The organism is Staphylococcus sp. HMSC068C09 (assembly GCF_001813735.1).
Classification (GTDB): domain Bacteria; phylum Bacillota; class Bacilli; order Staphylococcales; family Staphylococcaceae; genus Staphylococcus; species Staphylococcus hominis.
On sequence record NZ_KV813733.1, the window covers coordinates 80445 to 102426 of the forward strand.

General features: G+C 32.4%; 19 protein-coding genes and 1 pseudogene. 11 read left to right on the plus strand and 9 right to left on the minus strand.

The features are described from left to right. Positions 1-8 precede the first annotated feature (8 nt). Positions 9-725, plus strand: coding sequence for a quorum-sensing response regulator AgrA (agrA, locus tag HMPREF2930_RS01275; protein ID WP_002455088.1), 717 nt, complete (start codon positions 9-11; stop codon positions 723-725). Positions 726-775: 50 nt separating this feature from the next. On the opposite strand, the gene HMPREF2930_RS01280 is transcribed toward agrA, so the two are convergent. The 5 genes and pseudogenes from HMPREF2930_RS01280 to HMPREF2930_RS01300 form a co-directional block, all read right to left on the minus strand. Continuing rightward, positions 776-1735, minus strand: a complete 960-nt coding sequence (locus tag HMPREF2930_RS01280) for a carbohydrate kinase family protein (RefSeq protein ID WP_070597200.1) — start codon at positions 1733-1735, stop codon at positions 776-778. Continuing rightward, complete coding sequence (locus tag HMPREF2930_RS01285) at positions 1736-3223, minus strand: sucrose-6-phosphate hydrolase (RefSeq protein ID WP_017175281.1); 1488 nt, start codon at positions 3221-3223, stop codon at positions 1736-1738. A gap of 254 nt (positions 3224-3477) precedes the next feature. Next, positions 3478-4722 carry an ammonium transporter gene (locus HMPREF2930_RS01290; RefSeq protein WP_017175282.1) on the minus strand — a complete coding sequence of 415 codons (1245 nt, stop codon included), beginning with the start codon at positions 4720-4722 and terminating at the stop codon, positions 3478-3480. Between the two features lie 109 nt (positions 4723-4831). After that, a pseudogene (locus HMPREF2930_RS01295) lies at positions 4832-4990 on the minus strand (sulfurtransferase TusA family protein); the annotation flags it as partial. A 66-nt stretch (positions 4991-5056) separates the two neighbouring features. Beyond that, positions 5057-5695 (minus strand): redox-sensing transcriptional repressor Rex, encoded by a 639-nt coding sequence (locus tag HMPREF2930_RS01300; RefSeq protein ID WP_017175284.1) that lies wholly within the window; start codon positions 5693-5695, stop codon positions 5057-5059. A 247-nt stretch (positions 5696-5942) separates the two neighbouring features. Here HMPREF2930_RS01300 and HMPREF2930_RS01305 point away from each other — a divergent pair, with 247 nt between their 5' ends. Continuing rightward, a complete protein-coding gene (locus tag HMPREF2930_RS01305) occupies positions 5943-7880 on the plus strand; it encodes an ABC-F family ATP-binding cassette domain-containing protein (protein ID WP_017175285.1) in 1938 nt (645 codons plus the stop codon). Positions 7881-8217: 337 nt separating this feature from the next. Here HMPREF2930_RS01305 and tsaD read toward each other — a convergent pair whose 3' ends face one another. From tsaD to tsaE, 4 genes are read right to left on the minus strand one after another with little or no spacing between them, the layout of a single operon-like run. Further along, positions 8218-9243: a tRNA (adenosine(37)-N6)-threonylcarbamoyltransferase complex transferase subunit TsaD gene (gene tsaD, locus HMPREF2930_RS01310; RefSeq protein WP_017175286.1), complete on the minus strand. Its 1026-nt coding sequence runs from the start codon at positions 9241-9243 to the stop codon at positions 8218-8220. Further along, positions 9236-9661, minus strand: coding sequence for a ribosomal protein S18-alanine N-acetyltransferase (gene rimI / locus HMPREF2930_RS01315; protein WP_369963310.1), 426 nt, complete (start codon positions 9659-9661; stop codon positions 9236-9238). Before rimI ends, tsaD begins: the two co-directional genes overlap by 8 nt. An 11-nt stretch (positions 9662-9672) precedes the next feature. Continuing rightward, positions 9673-10338, minus strand: a complete 666-nt coding sequence (gene tsaB / locus HMPREF2930_RS01320) for a tRNA (adenosine(37)-N6)-threonylcarbamoyltransferase complex dimerization subunit type 1 TsaB (RefSeq protein ID WP_017175287.1) — start codon at positions 10336-10338, stop codon at positions 9673-9675. Then, complete coding sequence (tsaE, locus tag HMPREF2930_RS01325) at positions 10319-10780, minus strand: tRNA (adenosine(37)-N6)-threonylcarbamoyltransferase complex ATPase subunit type 1 TsaE (RefSeq protein WP_017175288.1); 462 nt, start codon at positions 10778-10780, stop codon at positions 10319-10321. The genes tsaB and tsaE overlap by 20 nt, the downstream gene beginning before the upstream one ends. A 442-nt stretch (positions 10781-11222) precedes the next feature. Between tsaE and ilvD the strand changes: the two genes are divergently transcribed. The 9 genes from ilvD (at position 11223) to ilvA (ending at position 21852) form a co-directional block, all read left to right on the plus strand. After that, positions 11223-12911 (plus strand): dihydroxy-acid dehydratase, encoded by a 1689-nt coding sequence (gene ilvD, locus HMPREF2930_RS01330; protein ID WP_017175289.1) that lies wholly within the window; start codon positions 11223-11225, stop codon positions 12909-12911. An 18-nt stretch (positions 12912-12929) separates the two neighbouring features. Beyond that, positions 12930-14648 carry a biosynthetic-type acetolactate synthase large subunit gene (gene ilvB, locus HMPREF2930_RS01335; protein WP_070597201.1) on the plus strand — a complete coding sequence of 573 codons (1719 nt, stop codon included), beginning with the start codon at positions 12930-12932 and terminating at the stop codon, positions 14646-14648. Then, positions 14645-14884 carry an ACT domain-containing protein gene (locus tag HMPREF2930_RS01340; RefSeq protein ID WP_017175291.1) on the plus strand — a complete coding sequence of 80 codons (240 nt, stop codon included), beginning with the start codon at positions 14645-14647 and terminating at the stop codon, positions 14882-14884. The genes ilvB and HMPREF2930_RS01340 overlap by 4 nt, the downstream gene beginning before the upstream one ends. 125 nt (positions 14885-15009) lie before the next feature. Further along, positions 15010-16014 (plus strand): ketol-acid reductoisomerase, encoded by a 1005-nt coding sequence (gene ilvC, locus HMPREF2930_RS01345; protein WP_002455079.1) that lies wholly within the window; start codon positions 15010-15012, stop codon positions 16012-16014. A gap of 20 nt (positions 16015-16034) precedes the next feature. Next, positions 16035-17567: a 2-isopropylmalate synthase gene (locus tag HMPREF2930_RS01350; RefSeq protein WP_017175292.1), complete on the plus strand. Its 1533-nt coding sequence runs from the start codon at positions 16035-16037 to the stop codon at positions 17565-17567. Next, entirely contained in the window at positions 17567-18610 is a 1044-nt protein-coding gene (gene leuB / locus HMPREF2930_RS01355) for a 3-isopropylmalate dehydrogenase (protein WP_017175293.1), read from the plus strand. The genes HMPREF2930_RS01350 and leuB overlap by 1 nt, the downstream gene beginning before the upstream one ends. Positions 18611-18627: 17 nt before the next feature. Continuing rightward, the gene (gene leuC / locus HMPREF2930_RS01360; RefSeq protein ID WP_037541697.1) at positions 18628-19998 is read left to right on the plus strand and encodes a 3-isopropylmalate dehydratase large subunit; all 1371 of its coding nucleotides are present in this window, start codon (positions 18628-18630) and stop codon (positions 19996-19998) included. A 3-nt stretch (positions 19999-20001) separates the two neighbouring features. Beyond that, the gene (gene leuD, locus HMPREF2930_RS01365; protein ID WP_017175295.1) at positions 20002-20571 is read left to right on the plus strand and encodes a 3-isopropylmalate dehydratase small subunit; all 570 of its coding nucleotides are present in this window, start codon (positions 20002-20004) and stop codon (positions 20569-20571) included. Positions 20572-20583: 12 nt separating this feature from the next. Then, on the plus strand, positions 20584-21852 hold the full coding sequence (ilvA, locus tag HMPREF2930_RS01370) for a threonine ammonia-lyase IlvA (protein ID WP_017175296.1): 1269 nt from the start codon (positions 20584-20586) through the stop codon (positions 21850-21852). Positions 21853-21982: the final 130 nt, after the last annotated feature.

Here is a 21982-nt window from a genome sequence, read left to right on the forward strand (position 1 = left end):
GTGAAAAAATGAAAATATTCATTTGTGAAGACGATGTGAAACAACGTGAAAATATGGTTTCAATTATTAATAACTATATAATGATTGAAGAAAAACCGATGGAAATAGCGTTAGCGACAGATGATCCTTATGAAATTATTGAACAGTCAAAAGAAATGAATGATGTTGGATGTTATTTTTTAGATATACAATTAGAAGCTGATATTAACGGTATTAAACTTGGAAGTGAAATTCGAAAGTATGATCCTATTGGGAATATCATCTTTGTTACAAGTCATAGTGAACTCACTTACCTAACATTTGTCTATAAGGTATCTGCAATGGATTTTATTTTTAAAGATGATCCTAATCAACTTAAAACGCGAATAATAGATTGTATTGAAACTGCTCATACACGTTTAAAATTACTTTCAAAAGAAAGTAATGTTGAGACAATTGAATTAAAGCGTGGTAGCAATTCAATATATGTACAATATGATGATGTCATGTTCTTTGAATCGTCTACAAAATCCCATCGTTTAATTGCGCATCTTGATAACCGTCAGATTGAATTCTACGGAAATCTTAAAGAATTAGCACAACTCGATGATCGTTTTTTCAGATGTCACAATAGTTTTGTTGTAAATCGCCATAATATCGATTCAGTCGATTCTAAAGAACGAATTGTAACTTTCAGAAATGGTGAGCATTGCTATGCCTCTGTACGTAATGTTAAAAAGATATAATATTAAAACCCCTTCATTTTAATATCTGAAGGGGTTTCTTAATCTCTTTTTTAAAGTTCTTCAATAATTTCTTCTAAACTTGGAATACTTTCGATAGCGCCATACTTAGTAGTTACTTTTGCAGCTACTAAATTACTAAATTTTAAAATTTCTTCCCCTTTTCCTTTAAATAGAGAAGTAATGTCTGTTAATTCTGTATTTAAAATTCTATTAATGACTGCACCAATAAACGCGTCTCCAGCACCAGTAGTGTCAACAGCTTCAACTTTATACCCTTGATGATGAATAATTGTCCCATCGTTTAAATAAGCTGTTGCTCCTTTGTCTCCTTGTGTATAGATAACTACTTCAACATTTCCTTTAAATAAAGATTGAATCGCTTTATGTTCATCACTTATTCCAGTAACAAATTCAATTTCTTCATCTGAAATTTTAATGATATTTGCTTTGGGAAGAAATGATTGAATAGTTACTTTACACGCTTCTGCGCTATCCCATAGTGGTAATCTAACATTTGGATCAAATACTATCATCCCATGAGCCGCTTCAAATTTTTCAATCATAGCAAGATGTGCATTTTTCATATCACATTCAATTAAATCAACAGAACAAAAATGTAGAACATCTTGATTAGAAACATTGATTTCATCTAAATTCGAAGCATGATAAAGCATGTCAGCTGATGGTTTACGATAAAAAGAAAAATCTCGTTCTCCATTTTCTTTTAAACTAACGAAAGCGAGTGCAGTATTAGCTGTATTTGTTCGTTTAATATATGTTGTACCAACGCCTATTTTTTCTAACGTCTCTACAATAATATCTCCAAAAGCGTCATTACCTAGTTGTGTAACCATTTCTGTACTACTACCTAATTTTTTAGCCACACTTGCCACATTAGCAGGTGCCCCGCCAACTTGTCGACTAAATTGCGTTACATCTTTAAGTTCAATATTTGTTCTATTTGGAATAAAATCGATTAATGCTTCACCAATAGCGTATAACTTTCTCATTTATTTATCTCTCCCTAAGTCATATTTAGTAAATTTCAAATAAACTTGACCTGTTTCTGTAGATGTGCGAATTGCTGTAGCATTTTCATCAGGAAAAATTCTTGACGTCAAGACACGCTCTCCATCATTACAAAAAATTTCAATACTTGAAGTATCCACAAAAATGTGTAATTGCTTTAATGGCGAATCTAAATATGTAGATCTTGTCACACCTTCAACATTACTAGGTAATGCACCACTTTCTGATCGATCTAATGTAATCTTTTGCTCCCTAGTATTATAAGAAATTAATGTTGAATTTAACTTAGATGCTCTTAATTCAAAATATATTTCTGTTGCTTCATTTTCTAAAATATCAATAATAAGCTCATATTGCGTACCTTCATAAGGATGAAGTGTTGTATTATATTTGTTAGCATAACCTAATGCTGTTTCTTTATTTTGACGTAACGTCTCTAACGCTTTCAAAGGACGTTGGCGTAACCGTCCTTCTTCGATTGTTAACTCTCTAGGTATCGTTAAACAATGTGCCCAACCTTCTTCATCTGTAGGATATTGAGTATCTGGTAATCCCATCCACCCAATTAAAATACGCTTACCATATTCATCTATAAATGTTTGTGGCGCATAAAAATCAAAACCATTATCAAGTTCCATAAATGTATCATGTTTGAATTCTAATGTATCGAAATTTAAATGACCGATTAGATATCCAGATTGATAAATATTTCTATATTTTTCATCTTTTGCATCAATACCTTGAGGACTAAAAATAATTACATCTTGTCCATTTAAACTAAAATAGTCTGGACATTCCCACATATAGCCAAAATCTTCTAGTTCGGTTGTAATTTCTCCAATATATTCCCATTGATCAATCTGTCGATGTATCATTTTGTACAAAAGTAAACGTCCTAATTCTTGTTGGGTTTGGACACCTAATATTGCATAATATTCTTCATGATGTTTAAATACTTTTGGATCTCTAAAATGACTTGTATATCCTTCAGGTTGATGAGCAATCACAGGCTTATTTAATTTTTCGATTGAACCATCTTGTTTTACTTTTGCAATCATTTGACTCGCATATCTTTTCCATTCTTCATCTCGATGATTACCTGTATACATATAATATAAGTTTCCTTCAAATTCAAAAGCACTTCCACTGTATACCCCATGACTATCATAAATCGTATCAGGTTTTAATATGGGACCATTTGGTTCAAATGTCACTAAATCTTTACTAGTATAATTAAACCAATATTTCAGTCCATGCACGGCACCCAATGGAAACCACTGGTGAGATACATAGTATGTTCCGTTATAAAACATTAATCCATTAGGATCGTTTAATAAACCTGTTTCAGGTTGAATATGAAAGTGTTGACGATAGCTTGATTGTTCTATTCGATGCTTTAACGCTTCTAATTCATCTTTGTTCACATCTTCAATACGACGATAGCGTTGTTCTCTTGACCACTCAGTCATATTAGGCCTCCTAAATCATTAGTATTAATTTTATCATTTAATATCGTAACGGTAATTAGTCTTAAGACTTTACAATCCATGATTTAAAAAGCGGGAAATTGTATTTACAATACTCCCGCAAACTTTGCAATATCTGATATATTTTTTAATAGACTAATCATCTAAATTAATATCAACATAATATTAATTTTATCATATCGTGATTATCTTCAAATACTGTTTTACTAATGAAACTTCAACATTTTAAATATATATCAATACCTTTTATGTAATTTATTTAATTCTCCATAAAAATATGCCTTTTCACCATGCACAAGTTGATCTAAACCTTTCTTATCTTCTTCAACAGTCGTAGCAAGGGACATAAAAATTGATAATGTCTTTCCAATAATAAAAGTTATAATAATCGAGTAAAGTACTACTACTATAACTGCAATACATTGTATCCATATAGTATGTAAATGACCAGTATAGATTAATCCATCTAATATATCTTTATTAACTTTATGTGATTGAAATACACCAGTCAATATTGCACCAATCACACCTCCAACACCATGAATACCAAAGGCATCAAGTGTATCATTATATCTTAATTTTTCTTTTATAGAATTGACCACAAAATAACATGCTATACCACCAATCATAGAGATAATGTATGCACTTAAGTAGTTTACAAATCCAGCTGCTGGTGTAATGGTTACGAGTCCTGACAGTACACCTGATAATAAACCAAGTAAGCTTAACTTTTTATTAGAAAAGTATTCAAGAATCAACCAACTAAATGCTCCTCCACTCGCAGCAATGATAGTATTTACAAACGATATCACTGCTATATCATTTAAAGTAAACGCACTTCCTGTATTAAAACCGTACCATCCTATCCAAACAAAAATACCACCTATAAGTGTAATAAGTAAATTATTCGGCTGTAGTTTCTCTACTTTTTTTCCGTGACCTATCATTATTGCTAATACTAATCCTGATACTCCCGATGTAATATGTACTACGGTACCTCCAGCATAATCTAAAGCATCAAGTTGTTGAATCCAACCACCGCCCCATACCCAATGAGCTACAGGACTGTAAATCATAATTACCCATATAAATATAAAAATAGTAAAAGGAATAAATCTCATTCGCTCAGCAATTGAACCTGATAAAATGGAAACCGCAATAGTACAAAACATCATCTGAAATAACATAAATAAGGCAAACGGAATATGTGGACTAAATTGAACATTCGTATTAAATCCTACATGTTGCAAACCAATAAAATCAAAATTACCTATCCAATCATTTCCATGACCAAAACTCAAAGAAAATCCAATGACCACCCATGTAAACGTAACAATAATTATAGCAGCCATACTTTGCATCACAGTATTTAAAACATTTTTAGATTGAACTAAGCCTCCATAAAATAAACTCAATCCTGGTGTCATTAACCAAACTAATAAAATACATAGAAATAAAAAAATTGTGTCATCCATCTTCATTTTTACCACTTCCTTAAAAACATCATATTAATAGTTTTTAAGAATAGCAAAAATACGTAAGATTAAATGACACAATTTGTCATATTACATTACATTTATAAAGAAAAACTTAAGCTTTTTGAACTGTGATTGTCCATGAAGCATCATCAAGTTGTTCATAGTTTGTTACAGGATACCCTTGTTCAGCTGCCCAGTTTGGAATGGCTTCAGTTGCTTGAGTGCAATCAAAGTCTATTTTTAATTCGTCACCATTTTTTAATGTTTCCATTAAATTAATATATTTATAAAAAAGCTATAATGCAAATGCATTTTAGCTTTAAAAAATAATTTAATATTAATTTGAAGAGTTTTTCATAAAGAATAATAGTGATTGTAATTCGATACCTAAATCGATATGATGAACTTGAACATCATTTGGCACATCAATTCTAGCAGGAGTAAAGTTTAAGATACCTTTTACGTCAGCCTTAATAAGTCGATCTGAAACAGATTGTGCCACACTTCCTGGTGTAGTAAGAATCACTACATTAATATTTTGTTTTTGAAGTTCAGATGAAATATCATCAATATGCTTTACTGTCACTTTTCCAACTTTTGTACCAACAATATCTTTATCAATATCAAATGCAGCTGTAATTGTCATTTCATCATGTATTGAAAAATTGTAAGTAAGTAATGCACGTCCTAAATTCCCTACGCCAACAATAGCAATATGAATATTATTACTATCGCTAATCTCCGTTTTAAAGAATTCTAAAAGACTCTCAACGTTATAGCCATATCCTTTCTTACCTAACTCACCAAAATAAGAAAAATCTCTTCTTATCGTAGCTGATTCAATATCTAAAGCCTCACTAATTGTTTTAGAACTCACACGATCAATACCTTTGATTTTCAATGAATTAACAAATCGATAATATAAAGGTAAACGTTTTAATGTAGCGCGAGGTATTTTTGATTGATTTTGAGGCATATGCAATGTCCCCCTTTTGTTTGAACTTTTTAATCTATATATTCAAACTAACTAGAGTGCAATTAGTTATTTTAGCGAAATATATATAATGCCTATTATGGATATACTGCAATATTATACCGTAACCTATTTCAAAAATAAATATCTTAGTTTCCTAAGCATACCTTATATTGTAAAATGATATAATAATGTCAAATTTAAAGTTAAATAAATGTGATTGTTACATAGATAGAAAGGTGAAACTTGAATGATACTTTTACAATTAAATGATATTTCAAAATCGTTTGATGGTGAAGATATATTTAATCATGTTAATTTTGAAGTTAAAACTGGAGAACGTATTGGCGTAGTAGGAAGAAATGGCGCTGGAAAATCAACGTTAATGAAGATTATTGCAGGTGTTGAAGATTATGATAGTGGCCATATTTCAAAAATCAAGAATTTACGCATTGGTTATTTAACTCAACAAATGACACTTGATTCTTCTCTGACTGTAATTGAAGAAATGTCAAAACCATTTGAACATATTAAGCATATGGAAACGCTTATTAATGATGAAACTGATTGGTTAGCCGCTCACGTTGATAGTTATGATTCAGAAGATTATAAACAACATATGGAGCGTTATGAATCATTATCTAATCAATTTGAACAACTTGAAGGTTATCAATATGAAAGTAAAATTAAAACAGTATTGCATGGTTTAAACTTTACTGAAGAAGAATTTGATAAACCCATTAATGATTTTAGTGGCGGACAAAAAACACGTTTATCTTTAGCACAGATGCTTTTAAGTGAACCCGATTTATTACTATTAGATGAACCTACAAACCATCTTGACTTGGAAACAACTAAGTGGTTAGAAGATTATTTAAAATATTTTAAAGGTGCCATCATTATTATTAGTCATGACAGATACTTCTTAGATAAAATTGTAACTCAAATATATGACGTTGCTTTAGGAGATGTGAAGCGTTATGTAGGTAATTATGAGCAATTTATTACTCAACGTGATAAATACTATGAATTAAGAATGCAAGAATATGAAAAACAACAAGAAGAAATTAAACGCCTTGAAACTTTCGTGGAAAAAAATATTACTCGAGCTTCAACAAGCGGTATGGCTAAAAGTCGTCGAAAAACATTAGAAAAAATGGAACGTATCGATAAGCCAATGATGGATGCTAAAAGTGCTAATATCCAGTTTGGATTTGATAGAAATACTGGCAATGATGTGATGCATATCCGTAATCTAGAAGTAGGTTATCAATCCCCTATCACTGCTCCTATTAATATTGAAGTTACAAAAGGAGACCATATTGCTATTATTGGACCTAATGGAGTTGGAAAGACTACACTTATCAAAACAATTGCAAATCGTCAAAAAGCATTAGGTGGAGAAATTACTTATGGTGCTAATTTAAACATAGGATATTACGATCAAAAACAAGCAGAATTCAAATCTAATAAAACAATATTAGATTATGTTTGGGATCAATATCCTATGATGAATGAAAAAGATGTCCGCGCTATTTTAGGACGATTTTTATTCGTTCAAGATGACGTCAAAAAAGTTATTAATGATTTATCAGGGGGCGAAAAAGCACGTTTGCAATTAGCTTTACTTATGTTACAACGTGATAACGTTTTGATACTCGATGAACCTACTAACCATCTTGATATAGATTCTAAAGAAATGTTAGAACAAGCGTTAAAAGATTTTGAAGGTACAATTTTATTTGTTTCCCATGATCGATATTTTATTAATCAACTAGCAAATAAAGTATTTGATTTAAATAAAGATGGTGGTCAACTATATTTAGGTGACTATCAATATTTTATTGAGAAAACAGAAGAAGCTTCTGCGTTAAAGGAATTTGAAGCGGAACACAATAAAGATGAAACGCTTGATTTAGAAGACACTGATTCGTCAACAACTAATACGTATGCTTCTCAAAAACAATATAAGAGAGAATTACGAAAAATTGAGCGTCAAATTGAGCAATGTGAAGAACAAATCGAAAAATATGAAGAACAAATTACTCAAATTGATCAACAATTGACTCAGCCTGATATTTTTAATGATCCTATTAAGGCAAATGAACTTGCTGAGCAGAAATTAAGTACCGAACGACAATTAGAGAATGTTATGGCTGAATGGGAAGAATTGCAAGAAAAAATTTAATATATCTAAGAAAAACTAGTAAAAGTATCAAATTTTTACTAGTTTTTTTATTTATTTCATTCACAAATTTATAAACAACTAAAATACTGATATATCAGTTATCCACGAACTTATCCTAGTTATCCACAACGTGAATGATAATAATTTACATAACTTTTACACAACATTCAAACTATATTCACACCTTTACCCCCTTTTTATCCACAAGATATTAACTATTTGTTGATAAGTACACACGTTCTCTATTGACATATATCATATATCAATACATTAACCTAATTAAATAAAAAAGTAATTGAAACTTATTTGATTTTAAGTTCAATTACTTTTTACTTTATTATTCAACTGTTACATCTTCAATATCAATATTATTTTTTCCATTTAAATCTAGAGATGAAGTTACTCCAGCTTTATAGTAATAATATCCAGCAGCCCCAATCATAGCAGCATTATCTGTACATAACTTTGAATTAGGTATTGAAAGTTTAATGTTATTTTCTTTACACAAATGATTTAATCGTTCTCTTAATCCTTTGTTACTAGCTACTCCGCCAGCTACAATAAGGTGTTCAACATGATAAGATTTACAAGCATTAATAGCCTTTGTACTTAATACATCGACAACACTATCTTGGAAACTGGTAGCAACATCTTCTTTATTTATGTCTTCATTTTTTTGTCGCTGATTGTGTAACTTATTAATCACTGCACTTTTTAATCCACTAAAGCTAAAATCATAACTATCTTTTTCAAGCCATACTCTAGGAAAATGGTATGTGTCCTTTCCTTCCAAAGCAAGTGCATCTATAGCTGGGCCTCCTGGATATGGTAAATCAATTGTTCTTGCTACCTTATCATAAGCCTCTCCTACAGCATCATCTCGTGTTTCACCAATGACTTCAAAATTTAAATGTGATTTCATATAAACGAGTTCTGTATGTCCACCCGAAACGATTAATGCTATTAAAGGAAAGGTTAACGGTTCTTCAAGATGATTAGCATAAATATGTCCAGCAATATGATGAACAGGAATGATTGGCTTATTATAGGCAAATGCTAAAGCTTTTGCTGCATTAATTCCTATTAGAAGTGCCCCTATTAATCCAGGCCCTTGTGTAACAGCTACGGCATCGATATCTTCCATAGTAGCATTAGCTGAAGATAACGCTTCATCAATTGTAGTCGTAATTCCCTCTACATGATGTCTACTTGCAACTTCAGGGACTACTCCCCCAAAACGTTTATGACTTTCTATTTGACTAAGTACAATATTAGATAAAATCGTATTTCCATTTTTTATAACACTTACACTTGTTTCGTCACAACTTGTTTCAACCGCTAATATTAATATGTCTCTATTCATTTAAATTCACCCACATCACTAATGCATCCTCGCCTTCTCCATAGTAATTTTTTCTTTTACCGCCATATTGAAACCCTAATTTTTTATATACATGTTGAGCTATCACATTCGTAATTCTCACTTCTAAACTCATCACATCACAAGTATGCCTAGCATAGTCCATCACATAATTAAGTAATAGCTGACCTAATCCATAGTCTCTGAATGATTCTTTGATTGCTATGGTTGTAATTTGAGCTTGATCAATTACTATCCATAATCCTAAATATCCAATAATTTCTTCTTGAAAAATAACAACAAAGTACTTTGCGAAGTTATTTTCATTTAATTCATGGTAAAATGCATCAATGGTCCATGAACTATCGTTGAAGCTTTCTCTCTCAATATCGAAAACACTTGGTACATCATCGACTTGCATCGCTCTAATAGTTAACTGTTCTTCTGTTGGTTTAACCAATTACGTTCCGCCTCTGACAATTTTATATAATTTGGTACAAACGTATGAATGTTCTCAGGTTGATGAATCAAGTGTTTCATGACAGTTGCATTAGGCAGTTTAGTCTCAATATCTCCATGTAGTAATTCAGATAATTTTTCCGTGTCCTCTCCTACAAACACATAAGGTTGATTTAAAGCATTGAGTTTTTTATGCAACGCTTCTAAAGAAATATATTGGTCTTTTTCAATTGTATTTAATTGATTATTTTCATATTGATATAATCCTGTATATACCGCTTGGCGACGAGCATCAAATATTGGTACGATAATTCTTTTATCATTCGTATCTATAGTAGCCGCTAATGCTTTTAACGATGAGACACCATATAATTTAGTATTCAAAGCATAGGCTAATGTTTTCGCTACAGTAACGCCTATTCTCACTCCTGTATAAGAGCCAGGTCCTTTTGCAACAACAATCCCATCTAATTCTTGTTTTTTTAAATTCGATTCATTAAATAAGGATTGAATACCAGGCATAAGTTGGCTCGAATGATCTTTTTTACTATTTGTTGTTTTTATTGCTAAAACCTCATCATCGTTCATCAAAGCAATTGACATGGGTTGATTTGAAGTATCAATTAACAGTAAGTTCATTGTCTATCTCTTCCTTTATTTTAGTATAATGATAGCCTTTTGCTGCTATATTAATTTGTCGTTGACTTTCATTTATAGTCGTAATATTAATCACTAAATACTCTTCTGGAAGGAACTCCTGTATAAATTGACTCCATTCAATTATTGTAACAGCGTCATCTTCAAAGTATTCATTAAATCCTAAATCTTCATCTGAATCTTCTAAGCGATAACAATCCATATGATGAAGTTTTAACTCCTTACCTTTGTATGATTTTATGATATTAAACGTAGGAGAATTAATATTACGCTTTACTCCTAGATATTTACCTATAAATTGAGTCAACGTTGTTTTACCAGCACCTAAATCTCCATTCAATAAAATGACATCTTTTGAACCAACATGCTTCATTAAAATTTTAGCAAAATGTTCCATCTCATCTAAATTTTTGATAGGTATCATGTATTGTTCTCTCTCCTCATGTTTATTTTACACTTCGTTATTTCATCTAAATTTAACTTAATAATTGTAACAAACTTTACTAAAAATTTCTCATTAATAAAACATAAATCATTCTTCTAAATTGTTAGAAAATTCTAAAAAGAGTATTGACTTTAATATCTGTTTAGTGTAAATTAAATTTATCAAATTTTTAAACAATTCTAACTATTCAAATAATCATCCATTCAAGAAAGGAGTATAATACCATGCAATCATTTACATATTCACTGTCACCACTAGAAAATTTAATTATTTTATTATACTCTTCAGGGCTGGAACTTTAGTAGCTTAATTTACTAAATGTTTAAGTCCTATTTCTCATTGAATGGGACTTAAAAACGTCCCAACTTTATTGGGGCGTTTTTTTATTTTAATAATTAGTAATTTATGGGGGAATGAATAAATGAGAAGTGACATGATAAAAAAAGGTGATCACCAAGCACCAGCAAGAAGCCTATTACACGCGACAGGAGCACTTAAAAGTCCTACTGACATGAATAAACCTTTTGTAGCAATTTGTAATTCATATATCGATATCGTTCCTGGACATGTTCATTTAAGAGAATTAGCTGATATTGCAAAAGAAGCGATTCGTGAAGCAGGTGCAATTCCTTTTGAATTTAATACAATTGGTGTCGATGATGGAATAGCAATGGGACATATTGGTATGAGGTATTCCTTACCGTCACGTGAAATTATTGCAGATGCGGCTGAAACTGTTATCAATGCTCATTGGTTTGATGGTGTATTTTATATTCCTAACTGTGACAAAATTACACCTGGCATGTTATTAGCAGCTGTTAGAACAAATGTCCCTGCTATCTTTTGTTCAGGTGGCCCAATGAAAGCTGGTTTATCTGCTCAGGGAAAAGCTTTAACTCTATCATCTATGTTCGAAGCAGTCGGAGCTTTTAAAGAAGGTTCAATTACTAAAGAAGAATTTTTAGATATGGAACAAAATGCTTGTCCAACATGTGGATCATGTGCAGGAATGTTCACAGCAAATTCTATGAACTGTTTAATGGAAGTCTTAGGATTAGCACTTCCCTACAACGGTACAGCTTTAGCAGTAAGCGATCAACGTCGTAAAATGATTAGACAAGCAGCATTCCAATTGGTAGAAAATATAAAAAATGATATTAAACCTCGTGATATTGTTACGAAAGAAGCAATTGATGATGCATTTGCTTTAGATATGGCAATGGGTGGTTCAACAAATACTGTACTTCATACATTAGCAATTGCTAATGAAGCTGGAATTGAATATGACTTAGAAAGAATTAATGAAATTGCTAAAAAAACGCCTTATTTATCTAAGATTGCACCAAGTTCTTCTTATTCTATGCACGATGTTCATGAAGCTGGCGGATGTCCAGCAATCATTAATGAATTAATGAAAAAAGAAGGAACCCTACATCCAGATCGACTCACAGTTACTGGTAAAACATTAAGAGAAAATAACCAAGGTAAAGAGATTAAAAATTTCGATGTTATTCATTCTTTAGATGCTCCATATGATAAAGAAGGTGGATTGTCCGTCTTATTCGGTAATATTGCTCCTAAAGGTGCAGTAATTAAAGTTGGTGGTGTTGATCCTTCAATCAAAGTATTTAAAGGAAAAGCAATTTGCTTTGATTCACATGATGCAGCTGTAGAAGCAATTGATAATAAAACAGTTCGTGAAGGTCACGTAGTGGTCATTCGATATGAAGGACCTAAAGGAGGTCCGGGTATGCCAGAAATGTTAGCTCCTACATCATCTATCGTCGGAAGAGGTTTAGGAAAAGATGTTGCTTTAATTACGGATGGACGTTTTTCTGGAGCTACTCGTGGTATCGCTGTAGGTCATATTTCACCAGAAGCAGCCTCAGGAGGTCCTATTGGTCTGATTAGAGATGGTGATGAAATTACTATTGACTTAGTAAATCGAACTTTAGATGTTAATCAGCCTCAAGAAGAATTGTATAAACGTAAAGAAGAACTTGAGCCTTTTAAAGCTAAAGTAAAAACAGGTTATCTTGCAAGATACACTGCTTTAGTAACCAGTGCAAATACGGGTGGTATTATGCAAGTCCCAGAAAATCTTATTTAAATTTAAGGAGCGATAAATATGTCAAAAACAAAGGAAAGTAATAAACAAACTGAAACACTTACAACTCGAAGCGGTTCTGACTTATTAGTAGAAGCACTCGTACACGAAGATGTTGATTTCATTTTTGGATATCCAGGTGGTGCAGTTTTACCATTATACGATACATTTTATGATGAAAAAATTAAACATATTCTGGCACGTCATGAACAAGGTGCTACCCATGCCGCTGAAGGATACGCACGTGTTTCTGGCAAACCAGGTGTCGTCGTCGTAACAAGTGGTCCTGGAGCTACAAATGCTATCACTGGTATTACTGATGCTTATTGTGATTCTCTACCCTTAGTCGTATTTACCGGACAAGTGGCAACCCCTGGTATTGGTAAAGATACATTCCAAGAAGCTGATTTATTATCAATGACGACGCCAATTACAAAAGCTAATTACCAAGTTAAACATGTAGATGATATTCCTAGAATTGTTCACGAGGCATTCTATTTAGCAAATACTGGACGTAAAGGACCTGTAGTTATTGATTTCCCAAAAGATATGGGCGTTTTAACTTCTTCTGCTCCACTTGAAGAAGAAGTTCATTTACCTTCATATCAAGTAACTGAAAATCCAAATAAAGAAGATATTCAACAACTTTCTCAATATTTAAATCATGCAAAACAACCTGTTGTTTTAGCTGGAGCAGGTATCAATCACTCAAAATCAAATGATTTATTAACCGAATTTGTTACTCACCATCAAATTCCTGTTGTTACAACTTTATTAGGTCTAGGTGCTATTCCATATGAAAATCCCCTTTTCCTTGGTATGGGCGGTATGCATGGCTCTTATGCAAGTAACATGGCACTCACTGAATGTGACTTACTCATTAATTTAGGTAGTCGATTTGATGACCGTTTGGCTAGTAATCCTAACGAATTCGCACCAAATGCTAAAGTGGTACACATTGATATTGATGAATCAGAAATTAATAAAGTGATTCCTACAACACTCGGTATTGTTGCAGATTGTAAAAAAGTATTAGAAACATTAGTTACTGAACATCAAAGTCATGCTACATACAAAGAATGGGTAGACCATTGTTTAGATAATAAATCAAAACATCCATTTAAATACAAAGAAGCTAATGATACATTTTGTCGTCCACAAGAAGCGATTGAATATATTGGTAAAATCACAAATGGTGAAGCCATCATCACTACAGATGTAGGTCAGCATCAAATGTGGTCAGCACAATTTTATCCGTTTAAACATCATAGTCAATGGGTTACAAGTGGTGGATTAGGAACAATGGGATTCGGTATTCCTTCAGCAATTGGTGCACAACTCGCAGCTCCAGATAAAACAGTTATTTGTTTTGTAGGTGATGGTGGATTCCAAATGACCAATCAAGAAATGGCGTTATTACCTGAATATCATCTAAATGTAAAAATTGTTTTAATTAACAACGGTACATTAGGAATGGTAAAACAATGGCAAGATAAATTCTTTAATCAACGTTTTTCACATTCTGTTTTCAATGATCAACCAGATTTTATTAAAATGGCTGAAGCTTACGGTGTTAAAAGCTTCTTAATCGATCACCCTAATAAATTAAAAGCGCAATTAGATGAAGCTTTTAATTATGAAGGTCCTGCTTTAATTGAAGTAAGAATTTCTCCAGCGGAACCTGTAAACCCTATGATTCCTAGTGGTAAAGCTAATCATGAAATGGAGGGCCTAGAATGAACCGAACTTTAAAATTAAAAGTAGCTGACCAAGTCAGTACGTTAAATCGAATCACAAGTGCTTTTGTAAGATTACAGTACAATATCAATGAATTATATGTAAAACCTGCTAGTGAAGATGGCATATCTGATATGACAATCAAAGTTCATATTGAGGATGAAGATGTATATCGAATTTTAATTACTAAATTAAAAAAACAAGTCAGTGTTATTAATGTTGAAGATGTGAATGATTAATTCTTAGATGATGCGCTAGCATTTTACATCAATTATCATATTTAATGTCTAACATCATAAAGTTAATTATTACCTTTTTAATATTCGCAATTTTTGAAATTTTTTAACTAATGGAGGAAAGTATTATGACAAAAGTTTATTATGATCAATCAGTAGAAAAAGATGCACTACAAGGTAAAAAAATCGCTATTATCGGTTACGGTTCTCAAGGCCATGCACATGCTCAAAACCTTAAAGATAACGGTTACGACGTAAGAGTTGGTATTCGTCCAGGTAATTCATTTAATAAAGCTAAAGAAGATGGATTAGATGTTTATCCAGTGGCTGAAGCAGTTAAACAAGCAGACGTTATTATGGTATTACTTCCTGATGAAATTCAAGGTAATGTATATAAAAATGAAATTGCTCCAAATTTAGAAGCTGGTAATGCATTAGCTTTTGCACATGGATTTAATATTCATTTTAACGTCATCGAACCACCTAAAGATGTAGATGTCTTCTTAGTAGCACCTAAAGGTCCTGGTCATCTAGTAAGACGTACATTTGTTGAAGGTTCAGCTGTGCCAGCATTATTTGGCGTTCAACAAGATGCTACAGGTCATGCACGTGATATTGCTTTAAGTTATGCAAAAGGTATTGGTGCTACACGTGCTGGTGTTATTGAAACAACATTTAAAGAAGAAACTGAAACTGACTTATTCGGTGAACAAGCTGTACTTTGTGGGGGAATTCATAAACTGATTCAAAGTGGTTTCGAGACATTAGTGGAAGCTGGATATCAAAAAGAATTAGCATATTTTGAAGTACTACATGAAATGAAACTGATCGTTGATTTAATGTATGAAGGCGGTATGGAAAATGTACGTTATTCAATTTCAAATACTGCTGAATTTGGTGACTACGTATCTGGTCCACGTGTCATTACTCCAGATGTTAAAGATAATATGAAAGAAGTACTTAAAGATATTCAAAATGGTAATTTCGCTAATCGCTTTGTTAAAGATAACGAAAATGGATTTAAAGAATTTTATGAATTACGTGAACAACAACATGGTCATGAAATTGAAGCAGTGGGTCGTGAACTAAGAAAAATGATGCCATTCATTAAATCTAAAAGCATTCAAAAATAAAATGTAAGGAGATGTTAAAAATGGAAAGCCATATTCAAATATTTGATACAACGTTAAGAGATGGAGAGCAAACACCTGGTGTGAATTTTTCATTTGATGAACGTTTAAGTATTGCTAAGCAACTTGAAAAATGGGGAGTCGATGTTATTGAAGCAGGCTTCCCCGCTTCAAGTACTGGAAGTTTTAAATCTGTAGAAGCAATCTCTAAAGCATTAACTACCACTGCAGTGTGTGGATTAGCAAGATGTAAAAAATCTGATATTGATGCTGTATATGAAGCAACAAAATGTGCTGCTAAACCACGTGTTCATGTATTTATTGCTACTTCCCCTATTCATTTAGAGCATAAGCTAAAAATGACTCAAGAAGAAGTCTTAGAATCAATTAAGGAACATGTCAGTTATGCTAAATCATTATTCGATGTAGTACAATTCTCACCAGAAGATGCATCAAGAACAGATCAAGCATTCCTTATAAAATCTGTTCAAACAGCTGTTGATGCAGGAGCTACAATAATCAATATTCCAGATACTGTTGGATATAGTTATCCAAGTGAATATGGTGTCATTTTTAAATCTCTTATTACAAATGTTAAATCAGAAAAAGAAATTATTTATAGTGCACATTGTCATGATGATTTGGGTATGGCAGTAGCAAATAGCTTAGCTGCAATTGAAAATGGCGCGAAACGCATTGAAGGTACTGTAAATGGTATTGGTGAACGTGCAGGTAATACTGCATTAGAAGAAATTGCATTAGCACTATACGTTCGCAAAGATCATTATGGTATTGAAACAAAATTAAAATTAGAGCAAACTAAATTGACTTCAGATTTAATTTCTAGATATGCAGGCATTCGAGTTCCAAGAAATAAAGCAATTGTTGGTCAAAATGCTTTCAGTCATGAATCAGGTATTCATCAAGATGGTGTTCTTAAAAATCCTGAAACGTACGAAATCATGACGCCTCAACTTGTTGGAATAAGCAAAAACGAATTACCTTTAGGCAAACTTTCTGGTAAACATGCTTTTGCTGAAAAACTTAAAACGTTAGGTTATGACATTGAACCTAAACAACAAATCGAGTTATTCAAACAATTTAAAGCAGTAGCAGATAAGAAAAAATCAGTATCTGACCGAGATATTCATGCGATTATTCAAGGTTCTGAACATGAACAAAATGCAATTTATCAAGTAGAAACTTTGCAATTACAATATGTTTCAAATGGTCTACAAAGCGCTGTTGTTGTCATTAAAGATAAAAAAGGTCATATTTATCAAGATTCAAGCATTGGTACAGGATCAATTGTTGCAATTTACAATGCTGTTGATCGTATTTTTAAAAAGGATAGTGAACTCATCGATTATAGAATTGATTCAGTTACTGAAGGTACAGATGCACAAGCTGAGGTTCATGTTGAGCTTGTTATTGAAAATCAACATGTTAATGGTATAGGTATCGATCATGATATACTTCAAGCTTCTTGTAAAGCATATGTAGAAGCTCATGCTAAATATATTGCCCAAGATTTAGAGAAAGTAGGTAATAAATAATGACATATAAAATTGTTGCTTTACCCGGAGATGGCATCGGACCTGAAATTTTAAATGGAAGTTTAGAGTTATTAGAAATAATAAGTAAGAAATACAATTTCACCTATAATTTAAAAAGTTATGATTTTGGAGGAGCCGCCATTGATACACATGGCACTCCCCTTCCTAATGAAACACTCTCTGCCTGTCAAGAAGCAGATGCGATTTTATTAGGAGCAGTTGGAGGACCAAAATGGACAGATCCTAATAATCGTCCAGAACAAGGATTATTAGCGTTACGTAAAAAGTTAGGCTTATTTGCTAATATTCGTCCTACTAAAGTGACTGAAGGTACCAGTCAATTTTCACCTTTAAAAGAAGAGCGTGTTAAACATACAGACTTAGTTATAGTTCGTGAATTAACGAGTGGCATTTATTTTGGTGAACCTAGACATATGAATCATTCTGAAGCATTAGATTCTCTCACTTATACTAAAGCTGAAATAGAACGTATTGCTAAAGTTGCATTTGAATTAGCACGTACTCGTAGTAAAAAAGTAACTTCTGTAGATAAAGAGAATGTCCTTGCTTCAAGTAAACTTTGGAGAAAAACTGTTACTGAAGTAAGCAAGTCTTATCCGGACATCGAATTAAATCATTTACTCGTTGATGCGTGTAGTATGCATTTAATTACTCATCCTTCACAATTCGACGTCATTGTTACTGAAAATCTCTTTGGTGATATTTTAAGTGATGAAGCTTCAGTAATACCTGGTTCACTCGGTTTATCACCTTCGGCAAGTTTTAGTGAACACGGTACTAGACTTTATGAACCTATTCATGGTTCAGCGCCTGACATTGCTCATCAAAATCTTGCTAATCCATTTGGAATGGTATTGTCACTAGCAATGTGTTTAAGAGAAAGTTTAAATCAAAGTGTCGCAGCAGAAGAATTAGAACATGCTGTATATCATTTAATTAAAATTGGTAAAACAACAAAAGATCTTGGAGGACACTATAAAACTTCAGACATCTTTGAGTTACTAAAAAAAAGTTATCAATAAAGGGAGGTACATAAATAATGGCTCAAACATTATTTGATAAAGTTTGGAATAAACATGTCTTAACTGGTAAAGAAGGCGAACCTCAACTCTTATACATAGATTTGCATCTTATACATGAAGTGACCTCTCCTCAAGCTTTTGAAGGATTAAGACTTCAAAAAAGACAACTTAGACGTCCAGATTTAACCTTTGCAACTCTTGATCATAATGTTCCTACAATCGATATATTTAATATTAGAGATGAAATTGCTAATAAACAGATTACGACTTTACAGAAAAACGCCAAAGATTTTGGTGTACATATTTTTGATATGGGTTCAGATGAGCAAGGTATCGTTCATATGGTAGGTCCTGAAACTGGATTAACACAACCAGGTAAGACAATCGTATGTGGTGATTCACATACAGCAACTCACGGGGCATTTGGTGCTATTGCTTTTGGCATTGGAACAAGTGAAGTAGAACATGTTTTTGCAACTCAAACATTATGGCAAACAAAACCTAAAAATCTTAAAATTGAAGTTTCAGGTAAATTACAACCAGGTGTGTATGCTAAAGATATTATTTTACATTTAATCAATCAACATGGTGTAGATTTCGGAACAGGCTATGCACTTGAGTTTACTGGAGAAACCATTCAATCACTATCCATGGAGGGTCGAATGACAATTTGTAACATGGCAATTGAAGGTGGAGCTAAATACGGTATTATTCAACCGGATGAAACTACATTTGAATACATCAAAGGTCGACCATATGCACAGAACTTTAATCAATCTATTGGAGAATGGCAGAAACTATATTCAGATGAAGATGCTCATTTTGACAAAGTGATTACACTTGATGTAACCAATTTAGAACCTCAAGTGACATGGGGCACAAATCCAGAGATGGGTGTGAATTTTAGTTCTCCATTCCCAGAAATTCAAAATATTAATGATGAACGTGCATACAACTATATGGGACTAAAACCTGGTCAAAAAGCAGAAGATATCGATTTAGGTTATGTCTTTTTAGGTTCATGTACTAATGCTCGCCTATCAGATTTGATAGAAGCAAGCCATATCGTAAAAGGAAAAAAAGTACATCCTAAAATTACTGCTATTGTTGTTCCTGGCTCACGTACAGTAAAAAAAGAAGCAGAATCTCTAGGGTTAGACAAAGTATTTAAAGAAGCAGGCTTTGAATGGAGAGAACCTGGATGTTCCATGTGCTTAGGAATGAATCCTGACCAAGTACCAGAAGGTGTCCATTGTGCCTCAACAAGTAATCGAAATTTTGAGGGTCGACAAGGTAAAGGTGCACGTACACATCTTGTTTCTCCGGCTATGGCTGCAGCCGCAGCAATAAATGGTAAATTCGTTGACGTAAGAAAGGTGGTTGTATAAGTAATGGATATTCAACCTATCACCCAATACACAGGTAAAGTAGTCCCTTTGTTTAACGACAATATTGATACAGATCAAATTATTCCAAAAGTTCATCTTAAACGAATTACTAAAACTGGTTTTGGACCCTTTGCTTTTGATGAATGGCGTTATTTACCTGATGGATCAGATAATCCGGATTTTAATCTAAACAAACCAAAATATAAAGGTGCTTCAATTCTTATTACTGGAGACAACTTTGGTTGTGGTTCAAGTCGTGAACATGCTGCTTGGGCTTTAAAAGATTTTGGCTTTAATATTATTATTGCTGGTGGTTTTAGCGATATCTTCTATATGAATTGTACAAAAAATGGAATGTTACCTATTGTTTTAAATGAACAATCTAGAAAATATCTAGCCGATCAAAATAATATAACGGTTGATTTACCAAATCAAACTGTGTCAGCAAATCATCAATCTTTCCACTTTGATATAGATGAAACTTGGAAAGATAAACTTATAAATGGATTAGATGATATTGCTATTACATTAAAATATGAAGAATTAATAGAGAAATATGAGAAAACAATGTAAGGATGATAACAAATGGTTTTAAAGACAACGGTAACAGCTACTGATGTAGACGAAGCTTATTTACGTATAAAAGATGTTGTGAAAGAAACACCATTACAATATGATCATTATCTTTCACAAAAATATAATTGTAATGTTTATTTAAAAAGAGAAGACTTGCAATGGGTACGCTCATTTAAATTGCGTGGTGCTTATAACGCTATTTCAGTATTAGACACACAAGCTAAATCAAAAGGTATTACTTGCGCAAGTGCTGGTAATCATGCCCAAGGAGTAGCTTATACTGCTAAAGCATTAAATTTAAAAGCTGTTATCTTTATGCCAGTGACAACCCCTCTTCAAAAAGTAAATCAAGTTAAATTCTTCGGTGCAGAAAATGTAGAAATCGTTCTAACTGGCGATACATTTGATGATTGTTTAAAAGAAGCTTTAGTTTATACAGATGAGCATCATATGACATTTATTGATCCATTCAACAATGTTTATACTATCGCTGGTCAAGGGACATTAGCAAAAGAAATTTTATTAGAAGCAAAAAAAGAAAAGATTCAATTTGATTATCTCTTTGCAGCTATTGGAGGCGGAGGTCTAATATCCGGTGTAAGTACATATATGCATGAACATAGTCCACATACACAAATCATTGGCGTCGAACCTGCCGGAGCAAGTAGTATGTATGAATCAGTAGTAGTTCAAAATAAAGTTGTAACTTTAGAACATATAGATAAATTTGTTGATGGCGCTTCAGTAGCACGTGTTGGTGATATTACCTTTAATATTGTCAAACAATACGTCAACGACTACTTACAAATTGATGAAGGCGCAGTATGTTCTACAATTTTAGATATGTACTCTAAACAAGCAATAGTAGCAGAACCAGCAGGTGCATTAAGTGTATCAGCTCTTGAATTTTATAAAGACAATATTATAAGAAAAACTGTAGTATGCGTAGTCAGTGGTGGAAATAATGATATTAATCGTATGAAAGAAATTGAAGAACGTTCACTTTTATATGAAGAAATGAAACATTATTTCATTTTAAATTTCCCTCAACGTCCAGGAGCTTTAAAAGAATTTGTTAATGATGTTTTAGGTCCTCAAGATGATATTACTAAATTTGAATATCTAAAAAAAGCTTCTCAAAATACGGGTACTGTTATTATTGGCATTCAGTTAAATAATCATCAAGATTTAGAACAATTAAAACATAATGTCGATGAATTTGATCCATCAAATATTTATATTAATGAAAATAAAATGTTGTATTCATTATTAATTTGAAATAATATTAAAAACTTCTTCAGTATATTATTGAAGAAGTTTTATCATTTTTTAGTTTAATACATTTACTCCTCAATTCATTAGTTTCAAAAGATTTATCTAAATTTCGACATAAAAAAAGAGACCTCAC

Excerpts from the sequence above, each read along its gene's own strand:
- agrA (WP_002455088.1), top strand. The coding sequence starts at position 9 with ATGAAAATATTCATTTGTGAAGACGATGTGAAACAACGTGAAAATATG.
- HMPREF2930_RS01280 (WP_070597200.1), bottom strand. The coding sequence starts at position 1,735 with ATGAGAAAGTTATACGCTATTGGTGAAGCATTAATCGATTTTATTCCA.
- HMPREF2930_RS01285 (WP_017175281.1), bottom strand. The coding sequence starts at position 3,223 with ATGACTGAGTGGTCAAGAGAACAACGCTATCGTCGTATTGAAGATGTG.
- HMPREF2930_RS01290 (WP_017175282.1), bottom strand. The coding sequence starts at position 4,722 with ATGAAGATGGATGACACAATTTTTTTATTTCTATGTATTTTATTAGTT.
- HMPREF2930_RS01300 (WP_017175284.1), bottom strand. The coding sequence starts at position 5,695 with ATGCCTCAAAATCAATCAAAAATACCTCGCGCTACATTAAAACGTTTA.
- HMPREF2930_RS01305 (WP_017175285.1), top strand. The coding sequence starts at position 5,943 with ATGATACTTTTACAATTAAATGATATTTCAAAATCGTTTGATGGTGAA.
- tsaD (WP_017175286.1), bottom strand. The coding sequence starts at position 9,243 with ATGAATAGAGACATATTAATATTAGCGGTTGAAACAAGTTGTGACGAA.
- rimI (WP_369963310.1), bottom strand. The coding sequence starts at position 9,661 with ATGCAAGTCGATGATGTACCAAGTGTTTTCGATATTGAGAGAGAAAGC.
- tsaB (WP_017175287.1), bottom strand. The coding sequence starts at position 10,338 with ATGAACTTACTGTTAATTGATACTTCAAATCAACCCATGTCAATTGCT.
- tsaE (WP_017175288.1), bottom strand. The coding sequence starts at position 10,780 with ATGATACCTATCAAAAATTTAGATGAGATGGAACATTTTGCTAAAATT.
- ilvD (WP_017175289.1), top strand. The coding sequence starts at position 11,223 with ATGAGAAGTGACATGATAAAAAAAGGTGATCACCAAGCACCAGCAAGA.
- ilvB (WP_070597201.1), top strand. The coding sequence starts at position 12,930 with ATGTCAAAAACAAAGGAAAGTAATAAACAAACTGAAACACTTACAACT.
- HMPREF2930_RS01340 (WP_017175291.1), top strand. The coding sequence starts at position 14,645 with ATGAACCGAACTTTAAAATTAAAAGTAGCTGACCAAGTCAGTACGTTA.
- ilvC (WP_002455079.1), top strand. The coding sequence starts at position 15,010 with ATGACAAAAGTTTATTATGATCAATCAGTAGAAAAAGATGCACTACAA.
- HMPREF2930_RS01350 (WP_017175292.1), top strand. The coding sequence starts at position 16,035 with ATGGAAAGCCATATTCAAATATTTGATACAACGTTAAGAGATGGAGAG.
- leuB (WP_017175293.1), top strand. The coding sequence starts at position 17,567 with ATGACATATAAAATTGTTGCTTTACCCGGAGATGGCATCGGACCTGAA.
- leuC (WP_037541697.1), top strand. The coding sequence starts at position 18,628 with ATGGCTCAAACATTATTTGATAAAGTTTGGAATAAACATGTCTTAACT.
- leuD (WP_017175295.1), top strand. The coding sequence starts at position 20,002 with ATGGATATTCAACCTATCACCCAATACACAGGTAAAGTAGTCCCTTTG.
- ilvA (WP_017175296.1), top strand. The coding sequence starts at position 20,584 with ATGGTTTTAAAGACAACGGTAACAGCTACTGATGTAGACGAAGCTTAT.